This is a genomic window from Bacillus sp. ISL-34 (genome assembly GCF_018613325.1).
Lineage (GTDB): Bacteria > Bacillota > Bacilli > Bacillales > DSM-1321 > Peribacillus.
This window is the reverse complement of the sequence record NZ_JAGGQJ010000012.1, coordinates 1-11,774: the sequence shown is the minus strand read 5'-3', so window position 1 is coordinate 11,774 and position 11,774 is coordinate 1. Positions and strand designations below refer to the sequence as shown.

The window sequence follows — 11,774 nt, the reverse complement described above, 5'->3', positions numbered from 1 at the left end:
GAGTGGATTGCATTCATTTTAGCATAAACAGAAAAGATTGCCCTAATGACTGGAACAGAAGAAGGATGCGCCATACCTTTTTCATTAAGCAGCATTAATATTTTTAGAACAAATTCGTTTATGGTTTACCGATTATCTAGTAAACTTACAATGTAAGGTTTAATTGGAGCTTAATGTAAAATATGTGATATAGAGAAGGTATGAAAAAAAGTGATAATGTGAATCCCGGGAGGTAGAGAATGATTTATAAACAGGTCAATCAAAAACTGGAAATGGTTCTGGGGAATATCGAAAAGGTGATTATCGGAAAACGGGATATAGCAGAACTAAGCATCGTGGCACTCCTTTCCGGCGGACATGTCTTATTGGAGGATGTTCCGGGCGTCGGAAAGACAGTCATGGTAAGGGCACTGGCAAAATCAATAGGTGCAAGCTTTAAGCGAATTCAATTCACACCTGATTTACTTCCTTCTGATGTTACTGGTGTTTCGATCTTCAATCCTAAGAAACAAGAATTCATTTTTAGGCCAGGTCCGATAATGGGACATATAATTTTAGCCGATGAAATTAACCGGACTTCGCCTAAAACCCAGTCTGCATTGCTTGAAGCCATGGAAGAGGCAAGTGTGACGATTGATGGTGTCACAAGAGGATTGGAGAAGCCGTTCTTCGTAATGGCGACACAAAATCCGATCGAGTACGAGGGAACATATCCGCTTCCGGAGGCTCAATTGGATAGATTCCTATTAAAAGTGAAAATGGGCTATCCCGGTGTGGAAGAAGAGATAGAGGTTCTTCATAGAGCTCAATACACGGCACCGCTTGAGGAGCTGGAATCCGTCATCACCTTGGAAGAATTGATAGAATTACAGGCTGAGGTAAAAGCGGTGATAGTGGATGACACAATAAAACGATATATTGTTGAATTGGCGAATCAAACCCGTACGCATGAAGGGGTCTATTTAGGGGTGAGCCCGCGTGGATCGATAGCATTGATGAAGGCAGCCCAGGCTTACGCACTGATCCAGGGCAGGGACTATGTTCTGCCGGACGATGTTCAATATTTAGTTCCGTTCGTATTTTCCCACCGGCTTATTTTGAAACCTGAAGCGAATTATGATGGCTTCGATGCTGGAATGGTGATACATGAAATTGTCGCGACAACACAAGTTCCAGTGAAGCGGGCTGTGACCTAATGCGCAAAATCATCAACATTTTAAGGGGAAATATGAGTGTGATCGGACTTGTATTACTCATGACCGTTTCGTTTTGCTATGCAATGTTTCAAGGCGGTTTTGTCAGTTGGTTCATTTTTTATTCATTTTTGCCGTTTTCTGTGTACGCTTTGATTCTGCTGTTTTATCCGCTGCATGATTTTACCTTTGAGAGAAAGGTCAATAAAAGGGAGTGCCAGGCCGGCGAATCTATTGAAATAGCATTGACGTTTACCCGTAAAAACCGGCTGCCACTATTATTTATGGTGGTGGAGGAGGAAATTCCCCAGGAGATGGAGGATAGGGGATTCCAAAGGAAAATAATTATCTTCCCGGGATTCAAGCGTACCTTCAGCATGTCATATACCTTGGAAAACTTGGAGCGTGGAGAGCATTCGTTTCAATCGATCCGTTTTTGGATTGGGGACTTTTTCGGGCTGGTCGAAAAGGAAGCGATATATAGTTCACCTTTGAAAATAACTGTTTTTCCTCGTTATCATGAGCTTGCCTACAGTGATCTTGATCGAGTGTTCAATCAGGGGGCAGTGGTTTCAACAAAGAAAACACAACGGGAACATTCAGTTGTCTCCGGGATAAGGGAATATCAGCCAGGCGATCAGTTGTCATGGATTAACTGGAAGGCGACGGCTAGAACGAGTGAAATCATGACGAAGGAATTCGAAGTGCGGAAAAACCGGGATGTATTCATCATGCTTGATGAAAAGCCGTCGGATTTATTCGAAGAATCCATTGAAATGGCGGCTTCCATTGCACACGCCATGTTAAAGAAAGGCATGGAAATTGGGTATGTGAGCATGGGATCGAGGTTAATCATACCGGCTGCAGCAGGGAATAACCAAAAACGAAAGATTTTTTACCGACTTGTTAAGGAAGAGCCAAGTGTGGCAAACGCTTTGAACGAAAATGTCAGGAAGGGAATTATTCCGGCAAATGCTGCTGTGATATTCATCGTTTCAGACTTAACCTTAGAAAAGGTGGACATATTGAGTGCTTTCCGGCCTAATCAGGGATTAATGTTATGTGTGAAAAAACAAGCGGATCTTACTGATGAGGAAAGGTTGTCAAGTTCTGCCGCTTATTCGAGGGGGATAAAGGTTAGCTTTTTTGAACATGGCCAACTAAGGTCTGACAGATCAGAGGTGATGGCGAAATGAATGTCACCACCGCAAAATTGGAAAGGTTCATGCACGTCCTCATGTATGTATTTGGTCTGTTGTTGATTACTGAATGGTTAAGGCCTGTCGATAAACTCACTGATACAGGTAATATCATCATTTTTATACTATTTTTGCTCTATTCCCTGCTGCTGCATTATTTCCGCATACATTGGTCAATCCGGTTCATTCTCATTAGTGCTTATATAATGATTTCATTACAGTTCCTCCATTCGAAAGACGCTTTATTTCAATTATCATGGATGAAAGGATTTCTAGCGGATTTTACGGGCAATCTTGGTTTTATATATGATGGGAATTGGGAGTTGATCACAAATCCATTTCGAACGTTTCTATTTTTTGTCCTTCTTTGGCTTGTAACATATTTGATCCATTACTGGGTGATGGTAAGGCAAAGCATTTTTTTCTTTTTTATGTTAACCGTGATTTTTATATCTGTACTTGACACATTCACTCCCTATGTGGGGGATAAGGCGATGATTAGAATCATCATCATCGGGTTCTTGATGCTAGGTCTGCTGTCCCTGCTGCGACTGACGATTCAGGAGAGGATCGAGTTTTCGTTGGCTTCGATCAATAAGTGGATCTTGATGCTGACCGGCATGATATTGGTGAGTGTCCTTGTTGGTTTCGCTGCCCCAAAACTCTCTCCGCAGTGGCCGGACCCGGTGCCTTATATTACTTCTTATTCTGATAAAGCGGGGAAAGAAGACGGTGGTTCGAAGCGTAAAAGTGTCGGTTATGATGAAGACGATTCGGATCTTGGCGGTTCGATAGAGCCGGATAGTTCCATCGTTTTTTATAATAATGCCCCTGCAGGACATTACTGGAAGGTCGAGAATAAGGATATTTATACCGGTAAAGGGTGGGTTTCCATACTGGAAACGGACTTTCACGCTTTTTCCAACGGGCAGGATATGGCATCTTTAGATATTTACGACGTTCCTGAAGTGGTAAGGACAAAAGAAATGACGGCAAAAGTGTCCATGACGGAATCATATTCTCATATCCTTCATCCGCAGTCCGGGTATTTAAAAAAGGTTGAGGGCAAAAACGGGATGGATTTCAAATATTATCAGGGTATGGACAAAGTTATTTCTGAACAGGATAATGGCGAACGACTGTCCTTGAAAGAGTATGAACTGGTTTATGAAATGCCGAGTTTTGATATAGCTGAGTTAAGGAAGGTAACGGAACCCGACGAATCAATGGATTTACTAATGGAAAAAAACACTCAGCTTCCAGAGGGAATGCCAAACCGGATATATGAATTGGCATCCCGGCTTACAAGGAATGAAACGAATTGGTACGATAAAGCAAAAGCCATTGAGGATTATTTTGACGGGCATGAGTTCATATATTCCAAGGACGATATTCCGTATCCGGATAGCAATCAAGATTATGTCGATCAATTTTTATTCGAGACACAGATAGGGTATTGCGATAATTTTTCAAGTGCAATGGTTGTTTTACTAAGAGCTGCCAATATACCTGCAAGGTGGGTAAAGGGCTATACGGAAGGGGAAAAGTCAATCCTTGATGGCGAATCCGTTTATAAGGTGACCAATAATAATGCACATTCCTGGGTAGAGGTTTATTTTTCAGGGATAGGCTGGGTTCCCTTCGAGCCGACAAAGGGTTTCAATGGGGAAGTTGAATTTTACGATTCGGAATTGAAACAGGAAGTGACCAAGAACCCTGAAGAAACTCCAATTAATGAAGAGCAAACAAAGAAAGAGACCAGGGAACGCCAGGATACACCCGATAGGGAAACTCAATCATCCGAGAAAACTGGTACCGGGAACATGGATGGGTTCTTAAAATGGATTGCCATCACACTGTCAGGTGTACTGATTCTCGCTTCTATTGGTTATTTCTTCAGAAGGAAGTGGATTCCTCATCTGCAGATTCTTCGTTATAGAAAGAAAACCGGTGCTCATTTCTCGACAGCCTATTTAATATTATTGAAACAATTAAAACAAGCTGGTATAGTTCGTCCGGAGGGGCAAACTTTAAGGGAGTACGCCGCCTATGTGGATGCAGTGTATGATACGGATGAGATGAGTGAATTGACGGCTGGATACGAGTTAATGTTATATCGTGGAGACGTGGAAGATGGAGAATGGAAACACTTTCAAAAGGGTTGGGAAAGCTTGATGAGAAAAACTAGCTCTTGACCAGGTTTTTATTATATTGATACAATAACAAAAACTAACTTAAACTAATATATCCTTCATATATCCTCGATAATATGGATCGAAAGTTTCTACCGAATCACCGTAAATGATTTGACTATGAAGGCGGATTTTATCAGGAAAGCTGAAAATCTGCCTTCGTCTATACTTTTTCTGTATTTTTGAGGGTGGATTTTTAGTTTTTCTTTTTTTATGATAATATTTTTTATAAGAAATTATCACTCGACTTTATGAGTGAATTACATTGATAGAGGTGACGTTTGTGCCGGGGAAAACAGAATTGCAAAAAAACCAGGAAATGATCGTAGTACTTGATTTCGGAAGCCAATATAACCAATTGATCACTCGTCGTATCCGTGAATTCGGTGTGTACAGTGAGCTTCATCCTCATACAATTACTGTAGAAGAAATCGAGAAGATGAACCCAACGGGAATCATTTTCTCAGGTGGTCCGAACAGTGTTTATGATGCAAATGCATTTGGTTGTGATGAACGCATATTCGAAATGGGCCTTCCGATTTTCGGTATTTGTTATGGCATGCAGCTTATGACTAAACATTTTGGCGGAAAGGTGGAACCAGCGAAAAACCGTGAATACGGAAAAGCGACACTTGCCATCCAAAATGAGTCTAAATTATTCAGTGACCTGCCGAAAGAACAAATCGTCTGGATGAGCCATGGTGATTTAGTGGTGGAAACGCCTGAAGGTTTCCAAGTAGATGGGACGAACCCGTCTTGTCCGATTTCGGCTATGAGTGACGAGTCACGTAAATTGTATGCCGTGCAATTCCATCCTGAAGTCCGTCATTCAGTATACGGTAATGACATTTTGAAAAATTTCGTATTCGGCGTTTGTGGCTGCAAAGGCGACTGGTCAATGGAGAACTTCATTGAAATAGAGATGGAGAAAATCCGTCAAACGGTCGGAGATAAAAAAGTGTTATGCGCATTGAGCGGCGGTGTGGATTCATCCGTTGTTGCTGTATTGATCCATAAAGCGATTGGCGATCAGCTGACATGCATTTTCGTTGATCATGGATTACTTCGTAAAGGGGAAGCCGAAGGTGTAATGAAAACATTCAGTGAAGGCTTCAATATGAACGTAATCAAGGTCGATGCAAAAGAACGTTTCCTATCGAAACTTGCTGGCGTTTCAGATCCGGAACAAAAACGGAAAATCATCGGTAACGAGTTCATCTACGTATTTGATGACGAAGCAACGAAGCTCGAAGGAATTGATTTCCTTGCACAGGGTACACTTTACACAGACATTATTGAAAGTGGTACGGCCACTGCACAAACAATTAAATCGCATCATAACGTTGGCGGTCTGCCGGAAGATATGCAATTTAAATTGATTGAGCCTTTGAATACTCTATTCAAGGATGAAGTGCGTGCGCTTGGAAGTGAAATGGGCATTCCGGATGAAATCGTTTGGCGTCAACCATTCCCGGGTCCAGGTTTAGGTATTCGTGTATTAGGCGAAATTTCAGATGAAAAACTTGAAATCGTCCGTGAATCTGACCATATCTTACGTGAAGAAATTAAAAAGAATGGTTTGGAACGCGAAATTTGGCAGTACTTTACGGTGCTTCCTAACATTCGAAGCGTAGGGGTAATGGGCGACGCGCGTACGTATGACTATACTATCGGGATCCGTGCGGTTACATCCATTGACGGAATGACTTCCGATTGGGCAAGAATCCCATGGGATGTACTTGAAATCATCTCAACGAGAATCGTTAATGAAGTAAACCATGTAAACCGCGTAGTTTATGACATTACGTCTAAGCCGCCTGCAACGATCGAGTGGGAATAGAAGATTAAAATCATCCAATCAGTGAAGGAAATATCCTTCACTGATTTTTTTGCTTAAAAATAATTTTTGAATATGTAGATTACTTACATTTCCCGTATGTTGGCGAATATATAGCCATAATAAGTAAGGAATATATAGCGAAAAGCGAACATTGCCTAAAATTACATAAAAAATATTCGTTTGGTATATTGACGATTATTTTAGTGATTGGTACACTATACCTATAATAATAAAAAAACATAATTGTCGTATAATATTGGGGATATGGCCCAAAAGTTTCTACCAAGCTGCCGTGAACGGCTTGACTACGATGTGTATGGATTGGCGAGCATGGATAAACCGCCACTTCTTTACATGACCGCAGTCAAGCCCCGTTCGAAATCGAAGGGGGCATTTTCTGTTGGCTTATGATTTTATGATAGGGGAGACTCATAATGAAAAATTATTTTCGGTTTAACGAGCTCGGTACTAATTATCGCCGTGAAATACTTGGTGGACTGACTACGTTCCTTTCAATGGCATATATCCTGGTTGTTAACCCTGTGATGCTGACTTTACAAAGCATCGAGGACTATCCGGATGAATTGAGAATGGACTACGGAGCGGTTTTTGCAGCGACCGCCTTATCTGCCGCAATCGGCTCGATATTGATGGGACTGATAGCCAGGTATCCAATCTCGCTTGCGCCAGGTATGGGATTGAATGCTTTCTTCGCTTTTACCGTTGTCCTTGGCTTTGGGATTCCTTGGCAGACGGCTTTAACAGGAGTATTGATTTCAGGTATTATCTTCGTTTTGCTTTCCCTATCGGGAATACGTGAGAAAATCATCAATGCAATCCCAGTCGAATTGAAATACGCAGTTGGAGCCGGTATCGGTTTATTCATTACCTTTGTAGGGTTTCAGAATGCTGGAATCATCACGAATGATGACAGTGTTCTTGTCGGGCTGGGCGACTTGACATCAGGAAATACTTTATTGGCTGTGTTTGGAATTGTCGTAACCGTCATTTTGATGACGAGAGGCGTCAAAAGCGGCGTGTTCATAGGGATGGTCATTACAGCCATTGCAGGAATGATCTTTGGACAAGTTCCGGTGCCGGAAAAAATTATCGGTGCCGTTCCAAGCATAGCGCCTACATTCGGGGTTGCGTTCGATGCCTTTGGAAATCCCGGTGATCTCTTCACTGGTCAAATGTTAATCGTTATATTGACCTTCTTGTTCGTGGCTTTCTTTGATACAGCCGGTACGTTGGTGGCTGTTGCGCAACAAGCTGGACTGATGAAGGATAATGTTCTTCCTAGAGTGGGAAAAGGATTACTTGCTGATTCATTATCCATCGTTTCAGGTGCAGTTCTTGGTACATCCACAACGACATCTTATGTAGAGTCTACATCAGGTGTTGCAGCTGGTGCTCGAAGCGGTTTTGCAGCTGTAGTGACAGGGTTGCTTTTTGTCCTATCCCTTTTCTTCTTCCCGCTTCTTTCAGTGGTGACATCTGCGGTAACTGCACCGGCATTGGTTATAGTCGGAGTATTAATGGCATCTTCACTTAAAAATATTGACTGGCAGAAGTTCGAAATTGCGGTTCCGGCCTTCTTTACGGTTATCATGATGCCCATGACATATTCAATTGCGACAGGTATAGCTTGTGGATTCATCTTCTATCCGATCACCATGTCGATGAAAGGTAGAGCTAAAGAGGTTCACCCAATCATGTGGGGTCTTGGAGTCGTCTTCCTGCTATATTTCATTTTCTTGAAGTAATAATGCAAGTAAGTAAGGAGAGTCCCGATTTCGGGGCTCTTCTTTCATGTTGTAAGAGAAAGCTCATATCGTGTATAGTAAAAGGACTAAGTACTAAGTACTTTATCCTGTATGGGGCATAGGGATGACTTTGAGAAAAAAAGAGGGAGAAAAATGAATGGTTTTATCGTTGAAAAGGTTTTGAACAATAATGTGGTGATTGCCACGCATCCGTCGTATGGAGAAGTCGTTTCTATTGGAAAGGGCTTAGGCTTCAACCGAAAGAAAGGCGAAGAGTTAAGTCCGGAACTTGCGGAGAAAACGTTTGTCCTGAAAAATGTCAAGGAACAGGAAAGTTACAAAAAACTTTTGCCGCAGATCGATCAAAATCTTCAAGCTGCCATTATAGAATCCATTCATCTCATTAACGACCGAGTAACTGGAAAACTAAATGAACATATACATGTCGGTTTAACTGATCATTTATTGTTCGCCCTTCAGCGTGTTTCACAAGGAATGACTATTAAAAACCCTTTCTTGAAAGAAACGATAACCCTTTATCCTTTTGAACATGATATTGCCGTTGATGTAATCGACTTAATTCATGATAAGACAGGCATAGGCCTACCCGATGGGGAAATCGGCTTTATTACGCTTCATATTCATAGTGCAATATCAAATAAAGACTTATCGGAAGTCAATCAGCATTCGCAGTTAATCTATCAGCTTATCCAAGTCGTTGAAGAACAGCTCAACGTACAAATTAATAAGGATAGCATAGATTATACACGTTTGGTCCGTCATTTAAGATTCATGATAGACAGGGTGTTGGCTGAGGAAAAAGTAGAGGAACCCGAAAAAATAGCATTGCTATTGAAAGAAGAATATCCTTTGTGTTACAATATCGCTTGGAAGCTAATAAAAATTATGCAGCAGAAATTAGGCAAACCGGTTTGTGATGCGGAAGCTGTCTATCTAACGATGCATATCCAACGATTACAAAAGAAAATAAAATAAAAGTACATTAACTTACGTGTTACTGATTCGATCAGGCATAAGTGAGGAGAATGATTGTTAAGAAAGAGGGTATTATATACCTGAATTTTCATTTCAATCCTATCTTTGCTTATGCCTTTTTCGCATTTGAATTCTGATGCGTGGGAAGATGAATACCATCGTTTAATGTAACCGTTTTATTAGCATGGAAAAACAGTAAAGAGGAGGAAAACCTATGTTTAAGAAGTTGTTTGGTGTTTTGCAAAAAATCGGAAAAGCTTTGATGCTTCCTGTAGCCATTTTACCGGCGGCCGGAATTTTGCTTGCGTTTGGTAATGCGTTGCAAAACGAGACTTTGTTGGATATCGCCCCGTTTCTTGCGAGTGGCGGAGTGGAAATGGTCGCATCGGTAATGGAGAATGCCGGGAATATTATTTTTGGGAATCTTCCCTTGTTGTTTGCTGTTGGGGTCGCAATTGGGTTAGCTGGTGGAGATGGTGTTGCCGGCCTGGCGGCGATTATAGGTTTCTTGATTATGAATGTAACGATGGGAACCGTTCTTGGCATTGATGCTGCCGACATTGCGAACAATGGTGCGGTGTATAGCAATGTTCTGGGAATCCCAACGTTGGGAACGGGCGTGTTCGGCGGTATCATTGTCGGTGTCATGGCTGCTGTCATGTATAATAAATTTTATGAAATCGAACTGCCTTCTTATTTAGGATTCTTTGCAGGTAAACGTTTTGTACCCATTGTAACAGCCGCAAGCGCAGTTATTCTTGGGTTGCTGATGATTTTGATTTGGCCGACGATTCAATCGGGGTTAAATTCATTTTCCGAAAATATGTTGGGTGCTAACCTGACTCTGGGAGCTTTAGTGTTTGGGATTGTAGAACGTGCGCTGATTCCTTTTGGGTTGCATCATATCTTCTATTCGCCATTCTGGTTCGAATTTGGCAGCTATATCCCTCAAGGCGGGGGAACGCCAGTCAGAGGAGATCAGGCCATCTTCATGGCACAAATTAAAGATGGCGTACAGAATTTAACGGCCGGTACTTTCATGACTGGTAAATACCCATTCATGATGTTCGGGTTACCAGCTGCGGCTTTGGCCATTTATCATGAAGCAAGACCTGAAAGAAAGAAAATAGTCGGGGGCTTGATGGCTTCTGCAGCACTTACATCTTTCTTGACTGGGATTACTGAGCCACTTGAATTTGCATTCTTATTTGTTGCACCGGTACTTTTCGGGATTCACTGTCTGTTTGCAGGTCTATCATTCATGACCATGCATTTACTGGACGTGAAAATCGGGATGACGTTCTCTGGTGGTTTAATCGATTACGTACTATTTGGTTTAATTAATCCGCAAACCAATGCATGGATTGTTATTCCGGTTGGTTTAGTCTTTGCGGTTATCTATTACTTTGGATTCCGATTTGCGATAAGGACGTTTAATCTTAAAACTCCTGGCCGTGAAGAGGAAGAGAATGAGGAAGCGGACGGATCTGCAAGTTCGGCTGGAAGTCTGCCTGGGGATATCTTGGATGCCATGGGCGGAAAAGAAAATATCTCTCACTTAGATGCTTGCATTACCCGTCTTCGTGTATCAGTCAATGACATCGGTAACGTTGATAAAAATAGGCTAAAGAAACTTGGTGCCGCTGGAGTTCTGGAAGTGGGCAATAACATCCAGGCAATCTTCGGACCGCGTTCAGAAACGATCAAGGGGCAAATGAAAGATATCATCGATGGAAAAAGGCCTCGTAAAGTAGAAGCGTCTCCTGAAGAAGGTGTGGAAAAGCAAATCGAGGATGTCGTCCCGAAACCTTTACGGACGGATGAAGTTTCCGAACGCTTTGTTTCTCCTATTAAAGGGGAATTAAAACCGATCACGGAAGTGCCTGATGCAGTTTTTGCTGAAAAAATGATGGGTGATGGATTTGCAATTGTACCCGAGGAAGGGTTGGTCGTTTCTCCGGTAGACGGTACGATTGTTAACCTATTCCCGACTAAACATGCAATAGGTATCGTTTCCGAAGCTGGACGTGAAATCTTGATACATGTCGGTATCGATACAGTTAAGCTAGAAGGCAAAGGTTTCGAAGCACTTGTTGCTCAAGGAGATAAAGTGACAAGCGGACAGCCATTGCTTAAAGTTGATATAGAATATGTCAAAAACAATGCCAGCTCTATCATTACGCCAATCGTCTTCACTAACCTATCAGAAGGTGAAAGTGTGAAGATTGAAAAGGCCGGAAATGTAGATAGGGAAGAAGCGGATGTAATTTCAATCGATAAATAATCATTAATAACAGGAGGGTGGCTATAATCAGCTGCCCTCCTGTTTTTGATAATTCAATGGCAGGGTCCGGCTTCTAGTTAGAAAGTGGTGTATATATAGAAGAAGTTTGCTCATGAAAAAAATGAAGAGAATTTCAAAAGATTTAATTGACTTATCTAAATGCAAGTGCTAATATATTAAATACACCGCTTGAGACAAAAAAGACAAACAAGTAAATGATAACTTGTTGTTGACTTTATGTTTGAAAGGTGTTAAGCTAATCAAGTCGCTAAAAAACGACAAAAAATTGCTCTTTGAAAACTGA

The 11,774-nt window shown here is 41.6% G+C and carries 7 protein-coding genes and 2 riboswitches; all 7 genes read left to right on the top strand.

The window, feature by feature from the left end:
* The first annotated feature begins 239 nt into the window (after positions 1-239).
* The 7 genes from J7E52_RS11760 to ptsG all read left to right on the top strand — a co-directional run bounded on the left by J7E52_RS11760 (position 240) and on the right by ptsG (position 11,470).
* Positions 240-1,196: an AAA family ATPase gene (locus tag J7E52_RS11760; RefSeq protein WP_214746398.1), complete on the top strand. Its 957-nt coding sequence runs from the start codon at positions 240-242 to the stop codon at positions 1,194-1,196.
* A 32-nt stretch (positions 1,197-1,228) separates the two neighbouring features.
* Complete coding sequence (locus J7E52_RS11755) at positions 1,229-2,389, top strand: DUF58 domain-containing protein (protein ID WP_214746396.1); 1,161 nt, start codon at positions 1,229-1,231, stop codon at positions 2,387-2,389.
* Entirely contained in the window at positions 2,386-4,587 is a 2,202-nt protein-coding gene (locus J7E52_RS11750) for a DUF4129 domain-containing transglutaminase family protein (RefSeq protein ID WP_214746393.1), read from the top strand. The genes J7E52_RS11755 and J7E52_RS11750 overlap by 4 nt, the downstream gene beginning before the upstream one ends.
* 36 nt (positions 4,588-4,623) lie before the next feature.
* A riboswitch (purine riboswitch) is annotated at positions 4,624-4,725 on the top strand.
* 178 nt (positions 4,726-4,903) lie between these two features.
* Entirely contained in the window at positions 4,904-6,424 is a 1,521-nt protein-coding gene (gene guaA / locus J7E52_RS11745) for a glutamine-hydrolyzing GMP synthase (protein WP_214746460.1), read from the top strand.
* 226 nt (positions 6,425-6,650) lie between these two features.
* Positions 6,651-6,752, top strand: a riboswitch (purine riboswitch).
* Between the two features lie 106 nt (positions 6,753-6,858).
* Positions 6,859-8,190, top strand: a complete 1,332-nt coding sequence (locus J7E52_RS11740) for an NCS2 family permease (RefSeq protein WP_214746389.1) — start codon at positions 6,859-6,861, stop codon at positions 8,188-8,190.
* A 153-nt stretch (positions 8,191-8,343) separates the two neighbouring features.
* Entirely contained in the window at positions 8,344-9,186 is an 843-nt protein-coding gene (gene glcT, locus J7E52_RS11735; RefSeq protein WP_214746386.1) for a glucose PTS transporter transcription antiterminator GlcT, read from the top strand.
* A 214-nt stretch (positions 9,187-9,400) separates the two neighbouring features.
* On the top strand, positions 9,401-11,470 hold the full coding sequence (ptsG, locus tag J7E52_RS11730) for a glucose-specific PTS transporter subunit IIBC (RefSeq protein WP_214746382.1): 2,070 nt from the start codon (positions 9,401-9,403) through the stop codon (positions 11,468-11,470).
* The last annotated feature ends 304 nt before the right edge of the window (positions 11,471-11,774 follow it).

Bases quoted from the DNA above. Each gene is read 5' to 3' on its own strand.
- J7E52_RS11760 (WP_214746398.1), top strand. From the start codon at position 240: ATGATTTATAAACAGGTCAATCAAAAACTGGAAATGGTTCTGGGGAAT.
- J7E52_RS11755 (WP_214746396.1), top strand. From the start codon at position 1,229: ATGAGTGTGATCGGACTTGTATTACTCATGACCGTTTCGTTTTGCTAT.
- J7E52_RS11750 (WP_214746393.1), top strand. From the start codon at position 2,386: ATGAATGTCACCACCGCAAAATTGGAAAGGTTCATGCACGTCCTCATG.
- guaA (WP_214746460.1), top strand. From the start codon at position 4,904: ATGATCGTAGTACTTGATTTCGGAAGCCAATATAACCAATTGATCACT.
- J7E52_RS11740 (WP_214746389.1), top strand. From the start codon at position 6,859: ATGAAAAATTATTTTCGGTTTAACGAGCTCGGTACTAATTATCGCCGT.
- glcT (WP_214746386.1), top strand. From the start codon at position 8,344: ATGAATGGTTTTATCGTTGAAAAGGTTTTGAACAATAATGTGGTGATT.
- ptsG (WP_214746382.1), top strand. From the start codon at position 9,401: ATGTTTAAGAAGTTGTTTGGTGTTTTGCAAAAAATCGGAAAAGCTTTG.